Source organism: Sphingomonas radiodurans (assembly GCF_020866845.1).
GTDB lineage: Bacteria > Pseudomonadota > Alphaproteobacteria > Sphingomonadales > Sphingomonadaceae > Sphingomonas > Sphingomonas radiodurans.
This window is the reverse complement of the sequence record NZ_CP086594.1, coordinates 1,305,859-1,326,960: the sequence shown is the minus strand read 5'-3', so window position 1 is coordinate 1,326,960 and position 21,102 is coordinate 1,305,859. Positions and strand designations below refer to the sequence as shown.

The 21,102-nt window shown below is 64.9% G+C and carries 19 protein-coding genes; 10 read left to right on the top strand and 9 right to left on the bottom strand.

Going from position 1 to position 21,102, the window contains the following annotated elements; all coding sequences use genetic code 11:
- Nucleotides 1–424 precede the first annotated feature (424 nt).
- Both LLW23_RS06415 and LLW23_RS06410 read right to left on the bottom strand, forming a co-directional pair.
- Nucleotides 425–1,342, bottom strand: coding sequence for an ImmA/IrrE family metallo-endopeptidase (locus tag LLW23_RS06415; protein ID WP_228947933.1), 918 nt, complete (start codon nt 1,340–1,342; stop codon nt 425–427).
- Nucleotides 1,339–1,722 carry a helix-turn-helix domain-containing protein gene (locus tag LLW23_RS06410; RefSeq protein WP_228947932.1) on the bottom strand — a complete coding sequence of 128 codons (384 nt, stop codon included), beginning with the start codon at nt 1,720–1,722 and terminating at the stop codon, nt 1,339–1,341. The genes LLW23_RS06415 and LLW23_RS06410 overlap by 4 nt, the downstream gene beginning before the upstream one ends.
- Before the next feature lie 165 nt (nt 1,723–1,887).
- Here LLW23_RS06410 and LLW23_RS06405 point away from each other — a divergent pair, with 165 nt between their 5' ends.
- Genes LLW23_RS06405 through LLW23_RS06395 form a run of 3 tightly spaced genes read left to right on the top strand, consistent with a single transcriptional unit; the run spans nt 1,888 to nt 4,729 of the window.
- Nucleotides 1,888–3,000 carry a multiubiquitin domain-containing protein gene (locus tag LLW23_RS06405; protein ID WP_228947931.1) on the top strand — a complete coding sequence of 371 codons (1,113 nt, stop codon included), beginning with the start codon at nt 1,888–1,890 and terminating at the stop codon, nt 2,998–3,000.
- Complete coding sequence (locus LLW23_RS06400; protein ID WP_228947930.1) at nt 2,997–4,400, top strand: ThiF family adenylyltransferase; 1,404 nt, start codon at nt 2,997–2,999, stop codon at nt 4,398–4,400. The genes LLW23_RS06405 and LLW23_RS06400 overlap by 4 nt, the downstream gene beginning before the upstream one ends.
- Nucleotides 4,397–4,729 carry a DUF6527 family protein gene (locus LLW23_RS06395; RefSeq protein ID WP_228947929.1) on the top strand — a complete coding sequence of 111 codons (333 nt, stop codon included), beginning with the start codon at nt 4,397–4,399 and terminating at the stop codon, nt 4,727–4,729. The genes LLW23_RS06400 and LLW23_RS06395 overlap by 4 nt, the downstream gene beginning before the upstream one ends.
- 57 nt (nt 4,730–4,786) lie before the next feature.
- On the opposite strand, the gene LLW23_RS06390 is transcribed toward LLW23_RS06395, so the two are convergent.
- The 7 genes from LLW23_RS06390 to LLW23_RS06360 form a co-directional block, all read right to left on the bottom strand.
- Nucleotides 4,787–5,863 carry a helix-turn-helix domain-containing protein gene (locus LLW23_RS06390; protein ID WP_228947928.1) on the bottom strand — a complete coding sequence of 359 codons (1,077 nt, stop codon included), beginning with the start codon at nt 5,861–5,863 and terminating at the stop codon, nt 4,787–4,789.
- Nucleotides 5,863–6,462, bottom strand: coding sequence for a hypothetical protein (locus LLW23_RS06385; protein WP_228947927.1), 600 nt, complete (start codon nt 6,460–6,462; stop codon nt 5,863–5,865). The genes LLW23_RS06390 and LLW23_RS06385 overlap by 1 nt, the downstream gene beginning before the upstream one ends.
- Before the next feature lie 315 nt (nt 6,463–6,777).
- Nucleotides 6,778–7,494 (bottom strand): phosphoribosyltransferase family protein, encoded by a 717-nt coding sequence (locus tag LLW23_RS06380; RefSeq protein ID WP_228947926.1) that lies wholly within the window; start codon nt 7,492–7,494, stop codon nt 6,778–6,780.
- A 685-nt stretch (nt 7,495–8,179) separates the two neighbouring features.
- Complete coding sequence (locus LLW23_RS06375) at nt 8,180–8,866, bottom strand: HNH endonuclease (RefSeq protein ID WP_228947925.1); 687 nt, start codon at nt 8,864–8,866, stop codon at nt 8,180–8,182.
- Between the two features lie 23 nt (nt 8,867–8,889).
- Entirely contained in the window at nt 8,890–9,078 is a 189-nt protein-coding gene (locus LLW23_RS06370) for a hypothetical protein (RefSeq protein WP_228947924.1), read from the bottom strand.
- Nucleotides 9,079–9,139: 61 nt separating this feature from the next.
- On the bottom strand, nt 9,140–11,983 hold the full coding sequence (locus LLW23_RS06365; RefSeq protein ID WP_228947923.1) for a PAS domain-containing hybrid sensor histidine kinase/response regulator: 2,844 nt from the start codon (nt 11,981–11,983) through the stop codon (nt 9,140–9,142).
- Between the two features lie 173 nt (nt 11,984–12,156).
- A complete protein-coding gene (locus LLW23_RS06360; protein ID WP_228947922.1) occupies nt 12,157–13,518 on the bottom strand; it encodes a helix-turn-helix domain-containing protein in 1,362 nt (453 codons plus the stop codon).
- A 218-nt stretch (nt 13,519–13,736) separates the two neighbouring features.
- Between LLW23_RS06360 and LLW23_RS06355 the strand changes: the two genes are divergently transcribed.
- The 7 genes from LLW23_RS06355 to bioB all read left to right on the top strand — a co-directional run bounded on the left by LLW23_RS06355 (nt 13,737) and on the right by bioB (nt 20,953).
- Nucleotides 13,737–15,263, top strand: a complete 1,527-nt coding sequence (locus tag LLW23_RS06355; RefSeq protein WP_228947921.1) for an acyl-CoA carboxylase subunit beta — start codon at nt 13,737–13,739, stop codon at nt 15,261–15,263.
- Complete coding sequence (locus LLW23_RS06350; RefSeq protein WP_228947920.1) at nt 15,260–15,631, top strand: contact-dependent growth inhibition system immunity protein; 372 nt, start codon at nt 15,260–15,262, stop codon at nt 15,629–15,631. The genes LLW23_RS06355 and LLW23_RS06350 overlap by 4 nt, the downstream gene beginning before the upstream one ends.
- A gap of 292 nt (nt 15,632–15,923) precedes the next feature.
- Complete coding sequence (gene mce / locus LLW23_RS06345) at nt 15,924–16,343, top strand: methylmalonyl-CoA epimerase (RefSeq protein WP_228947919.1); 420 nt, start codon at nt 15,924–15,926, stop codon at nt 16,341–16,343.
- Nucleotides 16,344–16,366: 23 nt separating this feature from the next.
- On the top strand, nt 16,367–17,161 hold the full coding sequence (locus tag LLW23_RS06340) for an enoyl-CoA hydratase-related protein (RefSeq protein WP_408642020.1): 795 nt from the start codon (nt 16,367–16,369) through the stop codon (nt 17,159–17,161).
- Nucleotides 17,162–17,343: 182 nt separating this feature from the next.
- On the top strand, nt 17,344–19,506 hold the full coding sequence (gene scpA / locus LLW23_RS06335; RefSeq protein ID WP_228948491.1) for a methylmalonyl-CoA mutase: 2,163 nt from the start codon (nt 17,344–17,346) through the stop codon (nt 19,504–19,506).
- Nucleotides 19,503–19,943, top strand: a complete 441-nt coding sequence (locus tag LLW23_RS06330; protein ID WP_228947918.1) for a lysozyme inhibitor LprI family protein — start codon at nt 19,503–19,505, stop codon at nt 19,941–19,943. The genes scpA and LLW23_RS06330 overlap by 4 nt, the downstream gene beginning before the upstream one ends.
- Nucleotides 19,931–20,953: a biotin synthase BioB gene (gene bioB / locus LLW23_RS06325; RefSeq protein ID WP_228947917.1), complete on the top strand. Its 1,023-nt coding sequence runs from the start codon at nt 19,931–19,933 to the stop codon at nt 20,951–20,953. Before LLW23_RS06330 ends, bioB begins: the two co-directional genes overlap by 13 nt.
- The last annotated feature ends 149 nt before the right edge of the window (nt 20,954–21,102 follow it).

The window sequence follows — 21,102 nt, the reverse complement described above, 5'->3', positions numbered from 1 at the left end:
AGAACGCCTGCCAGCCGATCCTGTCTTGGCGGAGACGGCGGTTTGCTGCCTTGCAGGAAGCAGGCACGCAAAGTCGGATCGCTGTCTGATCCTACTCACAACCCGTTCTTTCAGATAACCCGTCTCGTTCAAGCGGGGCCACTTAGTGGCGTAGCAGATCCAGATGCGGACGCTCAGGACCATATGTCGGCGCCCGACTTCGCTCATTCGTTCAGGTCGGCCAGAGGCCGCCGTCAACCTGGCCGACCGTTACCCGGATGGGCTGAGACCCGGCGAAGGGCTCGGTGACGACCGGCACAGGCCGGCAAAATAGGACGCAAGCGCGCGAGGTCACCCGCGCGAGGTGCCATTACCAATTGTGGAAGACCAGTTTCGCCCCCGACTGCGCTTAGGACGTCAAAGGAGCGCTAATACTTTGTGGGAATCAGGCCGCGCGTAGCAGGAAGGGCGGCGGGCCAAGCGTTTTTACAGCATGAACCAGGATGAACACCTGATGCGTCTGCGTGAAGGACTCGGCGACGCAATCGTGCCGATCTCCATTGCGATCGACCAGCGCGGTCTGGCGCTTGCCCGATGACTTGCGCCCCGCCACCGGGATGAAACGCCCGAGTTCATCGTCGGGCGTGTAAACGGCGGGCCAGGGGTGCTCCCCGAACGTGGCAAGGAAGCTGTTCGACGCGATGACCCGGCGAAGAGTGCATCGAAATCCGTCGCCTTCGATCAGTTCGGGCGGGTTCAGCACGAGGACGACGCAACATTTGTCGTGCTTGGAGACATATTGCCGGATCGACGAATAAAGCGAGGCGTCGAACTTCTTGGCCAGCTTAATCGGCGTCCAGATGCTGAACTTCTCGTCGGCGGCCATGTGATGGAACGCGTCGTTCTGGAACAGCACCTCGGATGCGAACACATTCGCTTCGCGGTCGAACAGGTCGGCAGCTTGCGGATCGAGGGCTTGGTCGCAATCCTCGACCAGCTTGTACATCGCGCGCTGCCACGGAAGGAAGCCGTGGCCGGCTTCGTGGAGGGTGACGAAGCGCTTCTTCACCGGCATCAGCAGCTGATCGAGAAAGATCAGCCCGGCCGCGGCATCGAACAGCCCCATGACCTTGGACAGAGCCCGCTTGACGGCGTCGCCCGCCTTGTGGCGCATTCTTGCGAGAAAGCCCTCGTTGAGCACATCCTCCTTGACCTCTTCGACATTCGCGACGGCGAGGATGTCCTGGATCGGCGTCGGGAGCACGCCGAGCGCGCCTGCTTCTCGCAGCGCGCGCTCGGCCTCATTGCGGATTTTCGCCAACTGCACCGGGGTCAGGCTGCAGTCGTCCGGCCGCCGGGTCATTTATTGCGGTGCCAGCGGATATAAGCGAGATGGTCCAGCAAGGCCTGCTCCTCGTCCTGAGTAAGATTATCAATCGCGAAGGTCGCGGCCCGTCCATGTTTCGCGCCCGCGGCCCGTTCCTTCGAGGGAGCAATATATCCCGCGCGCTCCATGAGCGACTCGTACGGTACCCCGAGCGCCGTCGACAAAGCATACAGAATATGGGGTGACGGCTTGTTGATCTTGCCGGTTTCCAACTGGCTCAAATAGGCATTGCTTACTTCTTTCCCGGTCGCCTCTTCGACGTCCCGGAGCGACAGATCGAGGCCGAGCCGAACACTTTTGAGATATCGGCCCAGTCCGTCCGGCCTCCCCGCATCGGTAGTTTTCTCATCGCTCATCTGGCCTCCTTGCTTAGGTACGCCGGACACGCAGTCCGACGCATGACTCCTACTACGGCTCGCTAAGAACATCAAGCGCCGCTAAGTCAATGCTTGACAAACTTAGCATGCGTAGCGATGTTAGCGGCACCGGCAAGGGCGCCGGCACGCAACGGAGTTGTTCGAATGTCCCAGATTGCAGAAGCCGCGCTCCGCCGTGGCAAAGACCGTTACAGCATCGAAGTCGCCGATGCGTCGCTGACCTACCGTACCGTCCAGATCGACGATCTCACGCCTACCGGCTTGCAGCTGGCGCGCGCGGCGGGCGTCAAGCCCCCCGACGATGCGGTGGTGCTGCAGGTCGGCGCCGACGGAGCGCTCGACCTCGTCGAACCGGAAAAGCCGGTCGATTTGCGGCACCAGGACGGTCGCTTCGTGATCGTCGCTTCCGACCGGCTCTATTTTTTCAAGCTAAGCGGTGACCGGTTCGAATGGCCGTGTCGGGTCGTGACCGGCGGGCTGATCCGCAAGCTGGGCGCAGTGTCTCCGGACATGGCGATCTATCTCGAAAAGGCCGATCGGCCCGACCGCCGCATCGACGATCATGATCTCGTCGATCTCGACCCCGAGGGTACCGAATCCTTCATCGCGCGCAAGGCGGTGTGGAAGCTCAATGTGCACGGCGTCGTGATCGACGTCGCCGCGTCGACCATCACGGTGCGCGACGCGATGGAGCAGGCCGGCTTCGACACGGCCAAGCCGTGGCACATGTTCTTCAAGGTGGTGGGCCAGCCCAAGCAGCCGGTCGAGCTCGACACCGGGCTCGATCTTGATACGCCGGGCATCGAAAAACTCCGGCTGACTCCGAAGAATGTCGACAATGGTGAGGCGCCGCCGGCGCCTCACCGCGAATTCGCGCTGCTCGATGTCGATACGGCTTATCTCGACCGGCTGGGGCTGAGGTGGGAGACGATTGTCGAGGCGGACCGCCGGTGGCTGCTGATTCATGGCTACCGGGTGCCCGCCGGCTACACTAAGACCCAGGTGCGCCTCGCGCTGGAAATCCCGCCCGCCTATCCTGGCGCCGCGATCTACGGCTTCTATGCCTATCCGCCACTCGCGCTCACGTCTGGGTGCGAAATCCCGAACACGCAGCTGCGCGGAACGCTGCTCGGCGTCGAGTTTCACGGCTGGTCACGTTATCGCGGGCCGTCGGCACCCTGGGACGCGGCCACCGACAATGTTGTGACGCAGCTTGGGCTCGTCGAAGCCGCGCTGGCCAAGGAGGTCGGCGAGTGACCCCGCGCACGACGCTCTCGATCGCCGGCGTGCAGCACAGCATGCTCCACGATCATCTCTTTCCCAGCGACGGCCGCGAAGCGGCCGCCATCCTGCTGTGCGCGCTCACGCCGGGACCGCGCTTCAAGCTCGTCGTGCGGGACGTCCTCCTAGTGCCGCATGCCGAATGCGCGCGGCGCGAGCGGGACGCGATCACCTGGCCCGGCGCCTATCTCGAGCAGGCGATCGATCGCGGCGAGAGCGAAGCGCTCACCATCGTCTTGCTCCATTCGCATCCCGGCGGCCTGTTCGCCTTTTCGGAGATCGACGACGCCAGCGACTGCGTTACCATCCCGGCCCTGTTCCAGGCCTATGGCGAGCGTCATGGATCGGCAATCATGACGCCGGACGGCGCGGTGCGGGCACGGCTCTACGCCTCCGACCTCGTGGCCACGCCGGTCGATCTGGTCACTTGCGCGGGCGATGACATCGCGTTCTGGTGGGGCGACGCTGCCTTCTGCGCGGCGCCGCTCGTCAGGCCGGTGGCGTTCACCGGCGCCATGACCGCCGAGCTGGGCCGGCTGCACGCCGTCGTGATCGGCGTGTCGGGGACCGGATCGATCCAGGCCGAACAGGCCGCACGGCTCGGTTTCGGCCGGGTGACGCTCATCGATTTCGACCGCATCGAGCACAAGAACTTGAACCGCATACTAAACACGACGATCGCAGACGCACAGGCCGCCCGCCTTAAGGTCGATGCCTTTGCCGATGCGGTTACCGCCTATCGCGGACCGAGCGTGGCGCTCCCCTGCGCCGAGTCGATCAACACACGCGATGCGGTATTGGCCGCCGCGCAGGGCGACGTGCTGTTCTGCTGCGTCGACAGCCTCGAGGCGCGCCATATCGCCGATCTGATCGCGGCGGCATTCCTGCTGCCGCTGTTCGACGTTGGGGTGGTCATTCCGGTGCGCAAGACTCTTCACGGGCTCGCGATCGCCGATGCGGTGGGCCGGATCGACTATGTCCAACCCGGCGGCGCCACGCTGGGCGACCGGCAGGTCTATACGCCCGAGAGTTTGCGGGGCGAGTATCTGCGCCGCGCGGCGCCTGCCGCGCATGCCCAGGAGCTGGATGCCGGCTACATCAAGGGCGCCGTCGAGGAGGCGCCGGCCGTCATCACGCTCAACATGCGCGCAGCGTCGGCCTGCATGAACGAGTTCATCGCCCGCGCCTATCCGTTCCGGCTGGAGGCAAATCTTGGCTATGCCCGCACGATGTTCAGCCTGGCCGCCTGCGACGAGGATCATTTCCGTGAGGACAGCTTCGCCAAGGCGCGTAATCCCGCGTTCGCCCGCGGCGCGCGCGAGCCGCTGCTCGGGCTGCCCGCCCTTGCCAAGCTGAATACCGGGGGCACGACATGAATCTCCACCACTGGTGGCGCAACACCAAGGAGCGCTGGCGCCCATGGCGGCGGCTTCGGGTCGCCGATGGCGATACGCTGCCGGCCACACTGCCGAGCCGCGATCTCGTCGTCGTCCGCGACGATGGCGAGGACTGGAGCGTCGGCATGCGCTGCCCGTGCGGATGCGGCGATACGATCGAGCTCGTGTTGGTCGCCGAGGCCAAGCCCCGTTGGTCGCTGGCATTCGACCGCCACGGCCGGCCCAGCTTGTCGCCCTCGGTGTGGCGGCGCGCCGGCTGCCGGTCGCATTTCTGGGTTCGCGGCGGCCGCGTAGAATGGTGCGGCTAGGGTATTGCGCGAACGGCGTACTAACCCGGCGCGTGCTAATCCCCGAGGCAACTTCACTCAGACAACGCGAATCCTCGCCAGCTCGTCGCCGGCTGCCGAGCATCGGCCCGTCAACTGAAACAAGATACCGTCGAGCTCGCTGGTCGGTACATGAATCTCTGCGGCGATATGGTCGCGCGTGATCCGCTCGCGCCACAGCGTCGTGAAGATCTGCGGCCACAGCGCTGAGGATTCCCCCGGCAATCCCTCGGGCTCGCGGCGGCGATAGCCGCGGCTCGAAATCTCGATGTTCAAGCTGCGGTTCTGCCAGTCGCTGACCACCCCGAGCTTGTGAAGCCGATAGGCGAGCGCTGCGACCGATACGCCCCAGCGCTTCTTTGCCGGGATGAGGCTGTCGAGGTCCGAGACATAGCGGATCCGGCTGGTTACGTCGTCTGCGGGCATCAGCAGCGCGGATGCGAACCGGTCGGCCTCGCTCTCCGCCTGGCGGCTGTCCTGGGGCGCGCCATGCTTGTGCATGACGAGATGCCCCAGTTCGTGCGCCGCGTCGAAGCGGCTGCGCTCGGCCGACTTGAACGTGTTGAGGAACACGAACGGCTGATCGTCGCGCCAGCAGGAGAATGCATCGACATTGGCGGTGTCCTCGTACAGCGAGAAGACCCTGACGCCCTTGGACTCGAGCAGCTTGATCATGTTCGAGATCGGCAGCTGGCCAAGCCCCCACTGCGCGCGCACGATCTGCGCGGCAGACTCAGGCGTCGCATCGCCGCGCAGGTTCGGTACCTCGCTTTCCGGCAGGTTGAACCGCTCGGCGACCCAGTCGTGGAAAAGATAGGCGATCACGCCTGCGGACAGTGCGGCATCGCGCTCCTTCGCCGTCATCGATGACAGGCTGCGAAAGCTCGCCGCTTCGGCGGGCAGCTCGTCGACGTCTTCGGCGTAGAAGAATGCCTTCGGGAACGACAGCGCCTGCGCCAGCGCCTCGACGGTTTCGATCTCCGGTTCGTTCGCACCATTTTCCAGGCGCGAGATCGTGATGGGCGACACGCCCACCGCACCGGCCAGCGCACGGGCGGTCAGCTTGCGCCGCTTGCGGCCAAGAATCAGTCGTTGAGGATTGAACACTGCGGCCATCAACCCTTGCGGGAGACGTTCACCTTATAGTCGGCCGGCGGCTCATCGTCGTCCGCCAGCGGATCGGGACCGTCCCACTCGCCCTTCTGCACGAGCAGGATGCGCTCGTGAAATCCATCGAACTGCTCGTCGCTGATCGCGATCGGGCACGACAGTTCGGCGCGTACGTCATCGCGATCGGCATGGACGAACAACATCCAGGTCGCCGCCGTCAATTCGGCGATTTCCTTTTCCTTCCGTTCCTCGTCCTCGGCAAAAAGCTCAAATTGCCCGAGCTCGACCGCACGCGCCGAGCCGGCGCCTTTCCGGGACGTCGCGATGGGGTCATAGAGCGGATCGCCCGCGCGATCGGCGTTCTGGAAGACGATCTTGATGCCGGTCTTCGGGTTGTAGACCGATTCGATATTGTCGCGCCGGCAGATCTCCCAACCAAGCGGCAGGAAGACGCGGCGCAGATGCGCGGTGCCTTCGATCCAAGACTGGAGACCGCCTGCGCTCAAGGGATGATAGGACGTTGCGTTGCGCCGACCGCCGACCGCAGCGCGGATAACGTCGAGGAGCGGCGCCTTGGTGGCGCCCAACTGCTCCAGCCGGGGCATAACCTCAGAATCTTTAGCGACAACGGCCATCAGTTTCGTCCGTGTTAAGTTTCTATGCCTCATATGCGGCCATAAATCTTAACATGCAAGCGCGAGTCCAAGGCGCAAAACAAAAGGGGCACCGGCTGCCCGGTGCCCCTTAGAAATCGTCGGTCGGTACCCGATCTCCAGCTACTTGCCCTTACGGCTTGGCCGCTGGTGGCGCTGCCCGATCCTACACTCCTTGTGAGAAGTGCCTCATATTTAAAGACCGCAAGGTGTACGTGCGGTCCGTGTAGGGTTCGATATAGGCTTTGGGCCCTAAGAGTCAATGAATCAGCTCAGGCGGCTCAGCAGTGTCATCGCGCTGATGCCAGCCGCCCCGGCGGCAAGCAGCGCGGCTTCCGCCGCGACCAGACTAGTCCCCGATCCGACAATGTCGTCGACAAGCAGCACATGACGACCGGCGCAAGCGGGCGCAAGGGCGTTCGCCGCGATCGGCGTGAAATAGGGCCGGACCCGGAGCGGCACCGACTTCATCTCGATGATCTCGTCGCCGGATGTCTCCTGCATCCTCGCCAGCTGCGAGGTATAGAAGCCGCGATCCCGAGATTTGACTTGTTCCGGTGCAGGCGCCTGCGCCAGAACCTGGGCAACTGTCGCCTTGTCGAGGCATCCGACGATGGGACAAGGACCGCCGGCGCGGGCGGCACGCTTGGCGACAATGCTCGCGACAGGCGAGCTCGAGGGGAGCGGCACGACGATATCGAACGCCAGGGTCGCCAACGCAGGGGGCAGGATCTGTTGACCGGCCATCAGCAACTGCCGGACATCGGCGAGGGCGATCGTATAGCCGAATTTGTCCTTGAGCGCGTAAATCAGCGGGTTGCCGTCGTCGTCGTCATGTTTCGCGCGGCGTCGGCGAAAAATGCTGACGACCTCCAGCGAGCCGTAACGGGCCGTTGGAAAGGGCCGGGCCGGATCGGTTGCGACACGATGCTCATGCGTCGGATTATAGGTGACGACCTTCGCCGCATCGACATCAATTCCCATCGCGGCTGTCTACAACGCCGTGACCGACAGAGGCCATAGCGGCGATCCGATGATGAGTGACCAATGCCGCTTCAAGCGGACAGGCGATTCCTTTCAGCAGGAATCCGCTAAAGCTCCCAACCTTGTCACCTGAACGAGTGGCTATTTACAGTTGATCGCCGCTTGCAATCGTACGGGCAGCTTTCCACCGATCCCTTGTCCATTCGCCGCACGCGCTAACCAATCTGCAAGATGCATGGCTGAGGCTCGGAGAGCGGCGACAATGGTCCGCGCGAGACGATAGTCGTGGAAGCCCGGCATATCCCGGTTGCGCAAACAGGCCTTTCGCTTTGACGATTGAGCGTGCGGCTGGCACGCTCTGCCGCAAGCTTGAACGACAAGTCTCTACCTGCCGCCTCCGGGAATCGAACCGCCCAAAAGAACCAAATTGAGGGTAGATGTAGGGTAGAAGCTGGCTTGCTGTCTTCGCAATAACCTACTCAAATCAGACAGATACTCCGCAGATATGAGTCCTCTTCTGGCACCATTTCTCCTGCGCGCGGGTGGACGCTGTCGCGGTCAGGACTGCTACTAATCGCAGTCTTCATTGCCGGATTTAACAGGGCGGGGTGGCCTCCTCATTGTCGTTGGCAGTCTGGGCGATCGGAGCGCGGGCGGCAGCGCGACCACAAAGGGGTGAGACAATTTACGCCTTGAAACAATGCTCGCGATGCCAGGCGAGAAAATGCGGATGCGGCCGGTCGGACGGGCGCCGGGGTGGCAGCGCGTAACCGCTTGGGTTGATCACCCCGCGGACGCTGTCGGGATCGTTGGCCTGGCGCGAGACTAGTACCTCCAGATCGTTGCTTAAGCTTATCAGCCCGCGATCGAACATCCAATGCGCAGTGCCCGAGAGCGCGAGTCCGTTGCTGACAATGTCTGGCCCATTGAACTCGACCGCGCGGATATGCGCTGCCTCGACCTCGGCGCGCCCGCCGCCATTGATGATTTTAAGCCCGGTGATCGCGCAGCGCTCGTCATAGGCACGCAACAGCACCCGCCGGAACACTCGGTCGCGGACCAGCCGGGAGCCGAGTGTGGATATGCGCTCGCGCTGTTGTTCAAACACGAACTCGGATCGCTCGTCGCGAACCACCCACAGAGTCTTGGCGATGTCGACCCGCGGCAGCAGCGGCTCGGGCTCGTTCAGCCCCCGCTCGAGGATGCGATTGAAATCGGCGGGTGAGATCGGGCGCACCGCTGATTGCGCGCGGCCGGAGATGCGTCCGGCCTCGTTGAGGACTCCCCGCTCGACCACGCCGTCGGCGTCGCCGAACGGGACGGGATTGGCGAAGTCGAGATAGCTGCCGGGTTCAATCAGCGCGAGATGCATGCCGGGCGCCGACGGATCGGGCATTACCCGCTCGACCCGGGCGACAGCGAATAGCCGCGGGTGTCGGCAACCTTGCGTGGTTCATAGTAGAGGATCCAGTCGCCGATACAGGCCTGCACACGGCCGAGATACTGGCCGGGGAACTGGTACCGCTCGGCCGGGCTGTCGTCGTAGATCGAATCTGTGCGGTGGATGAAGACGCCGTAAGCCATGCGTTAGAGTAACCGTCCGATGCCTCGACGCCAGTGACCACGCAGCCTTGCGAGCGATCTTCTACGCGACCCGCGGCATCAGCTCCGCGATCGCGGCGGCGAGATCGGCGCGGCGGAAGGGTTTGGTCAGGCGCGCGAGATCCGGGGCGAGGCCGTCGACCGCGGCGTAGCCCGAGATGACGAGGACCGGCACGCCGGGCAGACGGTCGCGCGCCTCGCGGGCAAGCTCGGTTCCCGTCATGTTGGGCATGAGATGGTCGGTAATCAGGATGTCAGGCGAGAGGCCGTCCTCGAGCAGGCGGAGCGCCCCCTCGGCGGAGGTCGCCTCCACGACCCCCAGCCCCAGGTCGAGGAGCATTTCGGCCGTGCTCGACCGCACCAATTCCTCATCATCGACGAGCAGCGCGGTGCCGGTGACCGCGGCCGCATCCGCCCCCACCGTCTTCGGTTGCGCGGGAGAGGCGGTGTTCGCGACCGGAAGCCAGAGCTCCACGGTGGTTCCCAGTCCTACCTGACTGTCGATGTGCAGCCCGCCGCGGAGCTGCGCGGCAAGCCCGTGCACCATGGACAGGCCGAGCCCTGTGCCCTGGCCCACGCCTTTGGTGCTGTAGAACGGCTCCACCGCGCGCCGGAGGGTTTCGGCGTCCATGCCGATCCCGGTATCCGACACCAGCAAGCGCACATAATTGCCTGGCATGAGGTTCGCGCGATGGCCTGGACCAACGGCTTTTTCGGCGGCCGTGATCGTCAGCGTGCCGCCGCCCGGCATCGCATCGCGGGCGTTCACGGCGAGGTTCAGCAGCGCCATTTCGACCTGGTTGGCGTCTGCCTTCGCGGGCGGAAGGTCTGTCGCCACCTCGACGACGACGTGGACTTGCGGCCCGGTGGTGCTCGCGACAAGATCGGCCATGCCTTCGACGAGTGCCCGCATGTCGACGGCGGTCGGCTGCAATGGCTGGCGTCGGGCGAAGGCTAGCAGCCGCTGAACGAGCGTCTTGGCACGTTCGGCCGACTGGAGCGCCCCGGCGATCATCCGCTGTGCGCGCTCGTCGCCAACGCCACGGCGTTGGAGCAGATCAAGCCCGCCGATGATCGGCGAGAGCAGATTGTTGAAATCATGCGCCACGCCGCCCGTCAGGGCACCCATGGCTTCCATCTTCTGGCTCTGGCGCAGCGCCTCCTGTGCCGCTTCCAGCTCGGCGACGGCGCGTTCGACCTCCTGCGCCAGGTTCTCGGTGAAGCGCTTGTCCCGCTCGATATCGAGCGATGCGACGACCGCACCGAGCAACTGGCTGCCGGCGTCGCGGATCGTGGTGGCGATGTAGCGCACCCACCGCAGCGACTGATCGGGTAGCTGGACCTGAACCTCGAGTTCCGCGCGGTCGGCCTCGCCCTTCAGGACCTGCGCGAGCGGGTAATCATCGCTCTCGACCTGGCGCCCATCCGCGTGGAACGCGACATAATCGTCGCGATAGTCCTTGATCTCGTGGGACAGGGTGATCGGTTTGCCGATGATCTCCTGGAGATGAGCGTTGCCGCCGATGATGTTTCCGGACGAGTCCGAGAACAGGAGCCCGACCGGAGCCGCGTCGAGTACCGCGCGCAAGCGCGCCTCGGATTCTTGGAGCGCGATCTCGGCAAGCTTCCGGTCTGAATCGTCGAGGTAAACAGCGGTCAGCGAAAGGGCGCGCCCGTCTTCGTCGCGTTGAACGCCGCCACGGCCGTATACCCAGCGGACTTCCCCGTCCGGCCGTATGATCCGCTTCTCGATCTCGTAGAAGGTTTCGGCACTGCCCAGAATTTCGGCGCGCAACGCGACGACGCGATCATGGTCGTCAGGATGGTATTGCGCGCGAAACTCGGCGAGCGTCACCTGTTTCTCCGGCGGATGGCCAAGCAGCTCGGCGAACGTTGACGAATGGACGAACTTGTTGGGGAGAGTGATCGTCACCTCGGCCAGCCGACCCGCTTCCAACGCCAGCTTCAGCCGCGCCTCGCTTTCGAGCAATGCCTCGCGGGTTCGGTGCGCGTCGGTGACATCGTAACCCTCCACGAAGAGGCCGGTGACGGCGCCATCGCTGTCGCGCACCGGCTCGTAAATGAAGTCGAGAAAGCGCTCGGTCGGCTCGGCATCGGGTGTCTCCTGCAGCCGGACCGGCGTGGCCCGCGCGATGAAGCGTTCGCCCTTGGAATACGAGGTGTCGAGGAGGTCGAAGAACGGCTGGCCTGCAAGATCCGGGAATACCTCGCGCACGGTTCGACCCACGAAATCACGCGCCCCGAAGAGCCGATTATAGGCCGCGTTGACGAACTCGAACCGGTGCTCGGGGCCCGAGAGGATGGTGATGAATCCCGGTGCCTGCTCGAACAAGTGGCGCTGCCGTTCGCGCTCGTCCTTGATCCGCCGCTCCGACAGTATCTGCGCGGTGGTCTCGGTGACCGCGCAGAACATGCCGGCAACTGCGCCGCTTTCGTCTCGCACCGGCGAGTAGCTGAAGGTGAAAAACGCTTGTTCGTCGAAGCCGCCGCGGTTCACGATGAGTGGCAGATTTTCGTGGTACGTCGCTTCACCCGCCATCGCTGCATCGATCAGCGGCGAAATATCGCTCCAGATCTCTGCCCAGATAGTGCTGAAGCGGGCGCCGAGCGCCTGCGGGTGCTTGCTGCCCAGAATCTCCGCATAGGCATCGTTGTAGAGGAAACCGAGCTCATCCCCCCAGGCGACGAACATGGGGAATTGCGACCCGAGCATCAGGCCGACGACCGCTCGAAGCGACTGCGGCCAAGCGTCCGGCGTGCCGAGCGGCGAAGTCGTCCAATCGTGAGCGCGCATGATGGCACCCATCTCGCCGCCGGTCATGAAGTCCGAACCGTTCGAACTGGCGGCATTGCTACGCACGGGCATACAGGCAGGTGTTCTTCCGCTCGACGGCCGGACGCGGCCCCGTGCCGCAAATCAGACAACACTTTTGGCTTAGGTCATTGGGAACAGTTCTGGAAGTCTGCCGGCGGGGGGCTGCTGAAGCCAAGATGTTTCGCCATTTGTGTGTTCTGTTGCCGGCGCGATTGGTCGCTGCGCTAGAGCACGCGATACGGCACGATGCCGCGTATCGCGGGCTCGACGGCAATCGCCCGGTCGCTGGGGGGGAAGGCGCGCTGGTCACAGTCGGTGCGGGGGCACAGGCGGCAGGAGATACCGATCGGCGTGGGGGCGCCGCCGCGGTCGATCGCTTCGGCATAGACGAAGTCCGCGGCGTGGCTCGCTTCGCAGCCGAGCACGACGGCGTAGCGTCGCGCGAGCCGGTCGAAGCGGCCGGACGATTTCACCAGCCCCTTGGCCATCGAAATATAGCGCACGCCATCGGGCGTTTCGGCGTGCTGGACGAGGATGCGGTCGGGGATCGCGACCGCTTCGTGGACGTGCCACAGCGGGCAGGCGCCACCGAAGCGGGCGAATTGCAACCGCGTGGCGGAATGTCGCTTGGTGATGTTGCCCGCCATGTCGACGCGGCAGAAGTAAAAGGGCACGCCCTCGGCGCCCTGGCGCTGCAGCGTCGAGAGGCGGTGGCAGGCCTGTTCGAAGCTGACGTCGAAGCGGCGCGAGAGCCGGTCGATATCGTGCCGCAGCCGCTGCGCCTCGGCGCGGAAGGGCGCGTAGGGCATGACAAGCGCGCCGGCGGCGTAATTGGCGAGGCCCACCGCGAGCAGCCGGCGCGCTTCGTTGCCCGGCAGCTCGGCGGCGGCGACGATCCGCTCGATCTCGGCGGAAAAGGCGGTGGCGGCGAGGCGGTGCGCGACGAGGAAACGCTGGCTTTCGGGCGGGAGTGCGGCGTTGAGCGTGAGCCGCGCTCCATCGAAGCGCGACAGCGGGGCGACTTCGTCATGATCGGTGGCGAGCGCGATGCCGTGCTCCGCGAGTGCGCCAGACAGGCTGGGTGCGTCGGCGGCGAGTTGCTCGGCGGCGCGGTCGAGCGGATCGACGTAATTGCCGGCCTCGTGAAACCAGTCGCGCACCGCTTCCCAGGGCAGTCGTGCGCCGCTGCCGGCGACCAGCGATTCCTCGGCGAGCGCGAGCCGTTCCTCCGCGGCGCGCTTGGCGGCGTGGAGCGCGATGAGGCGATCGGCGATGTCGGGCTGCTGCTCCGCCAGCCGCGCGGGGTCGGACGGATCGAAGCCGGCGAGCGATGGGTCGGCGAGCGCGTCGCCGAGTGCGGCGAGGCGGCGGGCGGGGGCCTCGCCCTCGATTGCGGCGAGCGCTTGCGGATAGTGGCGGGCGAGCGCGGCGGTGACGGCGCCGGTGAGCGGGCGCTCGCCGGTTTCGAGTTGCGACAGGTAGCTGACGGAGAGGCCGAGGCGGGTGGCCATGGTACGCTGGTTCAAGCCGGCGGCGGTGCGCAGGGCGCGGAGTTGTGTGCCGGCGTACAATCTAGGTTTCACCACAGCCGTTCGCCCTGAGGAGGTGCCGAGCGAAGCGAGGTGCCGTCTCGAAGGGCAGGTGCTTCGCAGCCGGTGCTTCGAGACGGCACTTCGCCTTCGGCTCAGCACCTCCTCAGCACGAACGGACGGGTATTCACAATCTCTTTCTTCGCAAGTTCGCAAATTCACATTTGCCTCTGCGCGCGGGGCGGCGCAGACAGCGCCACTGTCAGGAGAGATGCATGTCGTCGACGATTCAGGAACTTGAACGCCGCCGCGCCGGAGCGCGGCTGGGTGGGGGGCAGAAGCGCATCGACGCGCAGCATGGCAAGGGCAAGCTGACCGCACGCGAGCGGCTCGACGTGCTGCTGGACGAGGGATCGTTCGAGGAGCTCGACATGTTCGTCGAGCATAATTGCGTCGACTTCGGGATGCAGGATCAAGTGTATCCGGGCGATGGCGTCGTCACCGGATCGGGCACGATCAACGGCCGGCTCGTGTTCGTCTTCAGCCAGGATTTCACCGTCTTCGGCGGCTCGCTGTCCGAACGGCACGCGCAGAAGATCTGCAAGGTGATGGACATGGCGATGAAGGTCGGTGCGCCGGTCATCGGCCTGAACGATTCAGGTGGCGCGCGGATTCAGGAGGGCGTCGCGTCGCTCGGCGGCTATGCCGAGGTGTTCCAGCGCAACGTGCTCGCCAGCGGCGTGGTGCCGCAGCTCAGCCTTATCATGGGTCCCTGCGCCGGCGGCGCGGTCTATTCGCCGGCGATGACCGACTTCATCTTCATGGTGAAGGACTCGAGCTACATGTTCGTCACCGGCCCCGACGTGGTGAAGACGGTGACCAATGAAGTGGTGACGCAGGAAGCGCTGGGTGGCGCGATCACGCACACCACCAAGACGAGCGTCGCGGACGTAGCGTTCGAGGATGATATCGAGGCGCTGCTCGCGGCGCGCGACTTCATCGATTTCCTGCCCGAATCGAACCGCGCCGGCGTGCCCGAACGGCCGACCGCCGACGCCTGGGACCGGATCGAGGAGAGCCTCGACACGCTGATCCCGCCGAGCGCGAACCAGCCGTACGACATGCACGAGCTGATCCGGAAGGTGTGCGACGAGGGCGATTTCTTCGAGATCCAGCCGGCGCATGCGGGCAATATCATTTGCGGCTTCGGGCGGATCGAGGGCAAGACGATCGGCGTGGTCGCGAACCAGCCGATGGTGCTGGCGGGCGTGCTCGACATCAATTCATCGAAAAAGGCGGCGCGGTTCGTGCGCTTCTGCGACGCGTTCGAGATCCCGATCGTGACGTTCGTCGACGTGCCGGGTTTCCTGCCGGGGACGGCGCAGGAGCATAACGGGATCATCAAGCACGGCGCGAAACTGCTGTTCGCCTATGCCGAGGCGACGGTGCCGAAGATCACCGTCATCACGCGCAAAGCCTATGGCGGCGCCTATGACGTGATGGCGTCGAAGCATCTGCGCGGCGATCTGAACTATGCCTGGCCGACCGCGGAGATCGCGGTGATGGGCGCGAAGGGCGCGGTGGAGATCATCTTCCGTGGGCTCAACGCGGAGGGGATCGCGGAGAAGACGCGCGAATATGAGGCGCGCTTCGCCAACCCGTTCGTGGCGGCGAGCAAAGGCTTCATCGACGAGGTGATCCAGCCGCACTCAACGCGGCGGCGGATCGCGCTGGGTTTGCGCAAGCTCAAGAACAAGAGCCTCGAGAACCCTTGGAAGAAGCATGACAACATTCCGTTGTGAGCCGGAAGTCGTTCGAGCGGCGTCGGGCAGCGGAGGAACGCTGGCCGACGCTGTATCAGTTTCTGGCGGCATACTGCCATCAGGACTTTCCTGACTTTCATGGATCACTCGAAGGCGCCATCGATGCGGCGATCGCCGATTATGGGCTTGAGGATCGGCAGAAGGTGTTGCGTGAGTGGCGTGACTGGAATGTCGAGGAAGGTTCGCAATTTGACCCCAGACCTGCGGTCAACGAAGGTTTGGGCGTAGCGGTGATGCTAAATTCTCCAGAGGACGCACGGCACTTCATGAACATGGTTTATGATAAGGTGGTCGTATCGGTTCGCGCCGAGACGGAGGCCAAGTGGAAGCCGGAGTGGAAGCGATGAAGGACGGCGAACAAGTTACCGAAAACGCCGATGCGACGCTGCCTCTGTGGTACCCGCTCGCAAATGCCACAGATCAGGAAATCGACGGATGGTTGGTGTCCGAAGTTCTGCCGGTAGCCGAAATGCGGCAGGCGCTTCCGTGGTTGACCGAACGGTACCAGTTCCAGGCATGGGTCGACGGGCTTCGGTCCGCACGAGCAGAGTTTGGCCGTGACGGTCGCCTTTTCGAGGTGTTCCCGCGATTGGCCTCAATTCCTTTACCCCCTCGTCGATTAGAGGGACGGAGAGCTAGATGAATCTTGGCCGCCTGAACCACGTCGGCGTCGCGACGCCATCGATCGACGCATCGATCGAGACGTACCGCACGCTGCTCGGCGCCGAAGCGATCGGGGAGCCGTTCGATCTGCCGGCGCAGGGCGTGAAGGTTTGTTTCATCGATGCACCCAACACGCAGATCGAGTTGATCGAGCCGTATGACGAAAGCTCGCCGATCGCTGGGTTCCTCAAGAAGAACCCGGCGGGTGGGCAGCATCATGTATGTTTCGAGGTGCCGGACATTCACGAGGCGGTCGCGCATCTCAAGGATAATGGCGCGACGGTGCTCGGCGAGCCGCGGATCGGGGCGCATGGCACGCCGATCGTGTTCGTCCACCCGAAGAATTTCGGCGGGATGCTCGTCGAGCTGATGGAAACGCCAAAGGGCGATCACTGATCAAAGCAGAACATAGGAGAGAGATGATGGCCGATTACGAAACGATCCTGACCGAGAAAAAAGGCGACGTGCTCGTCGTGACGCTGAACCGCCCCGAGCGGCTGAATGCGGCGTCGATCCAGCTTGCCGAGGACCTGACGGTCGCGCTGTACGATCTGCAGGGTGCCCGCGCGGTGCTTCTGACGGGCGCGGGCCGGGCGTTCTGTTCGGGTGCCGATCTCCAAGCGCGCGGCGGTGGCGACAGCGTGATCAAGGGTGGCGACACCAGCCACCGCGCGCTGATGAATTTCTACAATCCGCTGATGTCGCAGATCATGAACCTGTCGGTGCCGGTCGTCACCGCGGTTAACGGCCCGGCGGCGGGCGTCGGCTGCTCGATGGGGCTGTCGGGCGATTTCGTGCTCGCGGGCAAGAGCGCGTATTTTCTCCAGGCGTTCGTCAACATCGGGCTGGTGCCCGATGGCGGCTCGACGTGGCTGCTGACCAAGACGATCGGCAAGGCACGCGCGACGCAGATGATGATGCTCGGCGAGCGGATCAGCGCGGAACAGGCCGAGCAATGGGGCCTGATCTACAAGGCGGTCGATGATGCCACGCTGATGGATGAAGCGCTGGCGCTCGCGACGCGGCTCGCGGCCGGCCCGACGGTGGCGCTGGCAGCGATGCGCCGAAACATCGGCATCGCGCTCGACGGCACGTTCGATCAGGTGCTGCGTGCCGAGGCGGAGGGCCAGCGGCTCGCCGGCGGCTCGCAGGACGCGCGCGAGGGCGGCATGAGCTTCCTCGAGAAGCGCAAGCCGGTGTTCAAGGGCGCGTAATCTAGTTTCCCCTCCCCTTTAGGGGAGGGGTTAGGGGAGGGGCTGTCGAGAAGCGGCGCCCTCTCCGGACAAGCCCTCCCCCAGCCCCTCCCGCAAGCGGGAGGGGAGCGAGAAAAGACATGACCGACCAGCCTGAAACCAACCTCGGCGAAGACGCCGGCAGCGCTCCCAAGCCGGCGCCGATGCCGACCGAGATTGCTGCGCCGCCCGCGTCTCCCACGCTGGAGACCTGGGCGAAGGCCGCCGCGAAGGAGGTTAAGGGCAAGGATCTGACGTGGGCGACGCCCGAGGGGATCGACGTGAAGCCGCTGTACACCGCGGCGGATGTCGAGGGCTGGGAGCCGGGGCTGCCGGGCTTTGCGCCGTTCACGCGTGGCGTGCGCGCATCGATGTATGCCGGGCGGCCATGGACGGTGCGGCAATATGCCGGGTTCTCGACCGCCGAGGCGTCGAACGCTTTCTATCATCGCAACCTCAAGGCGGGGCAGAAGGGCCTATCGGTCGCGTTCGATCTCGCGACGCATCGTGGATACGATAGCGATCATCCGCGCGTGACGGGCGACGTCGGCAAGGCGGGGGTCGCGATCGACACGATCGACGACATGAAGATCCTGTTCGACGGCATCCCGCTCGATCAGATGTCGGTCTCGATGACGATGAACGGCGCGGTGATTCCGATCCTCGCCTTCTTCATCGTCGCGGGCGAGGAGCAGGGCGTGCCGCGCGCGCAGCTCGACGGGACGATCCAGAACGACATCCTCAAGGAGTTCATGGTCCGCAACACGTACATCTATCCGCCCGAGCCGAGCATGCGGATCATCTCGGACATCTTCGGCTACACCAGCCGCGAGATGCCGAAGTTCAATTCGATCTCGATTTCCGGCTATCACATGCAGGAAGCCGGGGCGACGCAGGTTCAGGAACTGGCCTTCACCATCGCCGACGGCATGGAATATGTGAAATACGGCGTCGCATCGGGCCTGGATATCGACAAGTTCGCGGGGCGACTGAGCTTCTTCTTCGCGATCGGCATGAACTTCTTCATGGAGATCGCGAAGCTGCGCGCGGCGCGCGTGCTGTGGCATCGCGTGATGACGAACTTGGGCGCGCAGGACGAGCGCTCGAAGATGCTGCGGATGCATTGCCAGACGAGCGGCGTCTCGCTGACCGAGCAGGACCCGTACAACAACGTCATGCGCACCACGATCGAGGCGATGGCGGCGATGCTGGGGGGCACGCAGTCGCTCCACACCAATGCGCTCGACGAGGCGATCGCGCTGCCGACCGATTTCTCCGCCCGGATCGCGCGCAACACGCAGATCGTGATCCAGGAAGAGACGGGGATGACGAAGGTCGTCGATCCGCTCGGCGGCAGCTATTATGTCGAGGCGCTGACCAAGGATCTGGTCGATCGCGCGTGGGAGATCATCGAGCGCGTCGAGCGTGAAGGCGGCATGGCCAAGGCGGTCGCCGCCGGCTGGCCCAAGGCGATGATCGAGGAAGCCTCCGCCGCCCGCGCGGCGCGGGTCGATCGCGGCGAGGACGTGATCGTCGGGGTCAACAAGTATCGCAAGGATAATGAGGATCCGATCGAGATACTCGATGTCGACAACCATGCGGTGCGCGAGGCGCAGCTGCGCCGGATCGCCAAGGTGAAGGCCGAGCGTGACGACACGGCGTGCCGGGCGGCGCTCGACGCGCTGCGCGAAGGGGCGAAGGGCAGCGGCAATCTGCTCGAGCTGGCCGTTGAGTGCGCGCGGGCGCGGGCGACGCTCGGCGAGATCTCGGCGGCGATGGAGGATGTTTTCGGGCGTTTCGGCACCTTCCCGACACCGGTGAAGGGCATTTACGGGGGCGCCTACAAGGACGACGAACGCTGGGCGCGCCTGCTGCGCGGCGTGGAGGCGACCGAGCGGCGGCTGGGGCGGAAACCGCGGATGCTGGTCGCCAAGATGGGGCAGGACGGGCACGATCGCGGGGCCAATCTGGTATCGTCGATGTTCGGCGATCTCGGCTTCGAGATTGTCGCCGGGCCATTGTTCCAGACGCCGAAGGAATCGGCGATCGTTGCGCTCGAGAAGGACGTCGACATCGTCGGCGCGTCGAGCTTGGCGGCGGGGCACAAGACGCTGATCCCCGAGCTGATCGCGCATCTGCGCGAGGCGGGGCGGCCGGATATCAAGGTGATCGCGGGCGGGGTGATCCCGGCGCAGGATTATCAATCGCTGTATGACTCGGGCGTGCAGGCGATCTTCGGGCCGGGGACGAATTTGATCAAGGCGGCCGAGGATGTGCTGCGGTTGCTGGGGCACAACATGCCGCCGGAAGAAGAGGCGGCGGAGTGATCCCCGCTATCTCCACCGCGGCGAAGGCCGGGGCTCAGCATCGGGCCGCGCGCAACCGGGCCCCGGCCTTCGCCGGGGTACTTGCGTGTGCGGTGCCGACGGCACCCGCGCTCGCCCAGACGCAGGCGCAGATGAACGCTGCCGCCGCCAGCGACTATCGGCGCGAAGACGCTGCGATGTCGGCACAGTGGACGCGCACCTACGCCGCCATGAAGCGCCGCGACGCGCAGGATAACTCGCGTGGCGGCGGGTTCGGTTACGCCGCGGCGACGCTTGCCAGCCAGCGTGCGTGGCTCAAGTTCCGCGATGCGCAATGCGTGATCGAGGGCGGCGAGGCCGCTGGTGGATCGATGCAGCCGATGGTGCGCGCGGCGTGCCTCGCGCGGCTGACCAAGGAACGAACCATTCAATTGAGGAACCTGATGTGGAACCGTTGATCCGCACCGATTGGACGCGCGCGGAGATTGCCGAGCTGTTCGATCTGCCCTTCGACGAGCTGATGTGGCGCGCACAGGGGACGCACCGCGCGCACCATGCCGCGGGCGAGGTGCAGCTGTGTACGCTGCTGTCGATCAAGACCGGCGGCTGCCCCGAGGATTGCGGCTATTGCTCGCAGTCGGTGTTGGCCGACAGCGGCGTGCAGGCAACCAAGCTGATGGACGTGCGCAGCGTGCTGCAGCGGGCGGCCGAAGCGCGCGATGCGGGCAGCCAGCGCTTCTGCATGGGCGCGGCGTGGCGCAACCCCAAGGACCGCGACATGCCCGCGATCGTCGAGATGGTGCGCGGCGTGCGCGGCATGGGGATGGAGACGTGCATGACGCTGGGCATGCTCACCCCGCGGCAGGCCGACATGCTCGCCGAGGCGGGGCTCGATTACTATAACCACAATATCGACACCTCGCCCGAACGCTATGGCGAGGTGATCACGACGCGCACCTTCGGCGAGCGGCTCGACACGCTGGAACATGTCCGCACCGCGGGGATCAACGTGTGCTGCGGCGGGATCGTGGGCATGGGCGAGACGCGCGAGGATCGTGTCGGCTTCGTCCACGCGCTCGCCACGCTGCCGCGGCATCCCGAGAGCGTGCCGGTGAACGCGCTGGTGCCGGTGAAGGGCACCGTGCTCGGCAACATGCTGGCGGATACGCCGTTGGCGAAGATCGACGATATCGAATTCGTCCGCACGATCGCGGTGGCGCGGATCACCATGCCGCGTAGCATGGTGCGGCTGTCCGCCGGGCGCGAGAGCATGTCCGAGGCGACGCAGGCGCTGTGCTTCATGGCCGGGGCGAACTCGATCTTCACGGGTGACAAGCTGCTGACGGCGGGCAACCGCGGCGACAGCGCGGATGCCGCGATGTTCGCGAAGCTCGGCGTGCGGCCGATGGCGGGCGAAGAGCCGATGCGGGCGTGCCGCAACGAAGCGCTGGTCGAGGCGGCGGAGTGAGGACGTTTCAAAGCCGTCATGCTGAACTTGTTTCAGCATCCAATCATCCACAAGCGCCGTCCGTGCCCGTGGCACGGTGGACCCTGAAACAAGTTCAGGGTGACGGCAAAAGGGTTCGCGCGATGCGCGAACGCGCTGGTTAGGGGCCG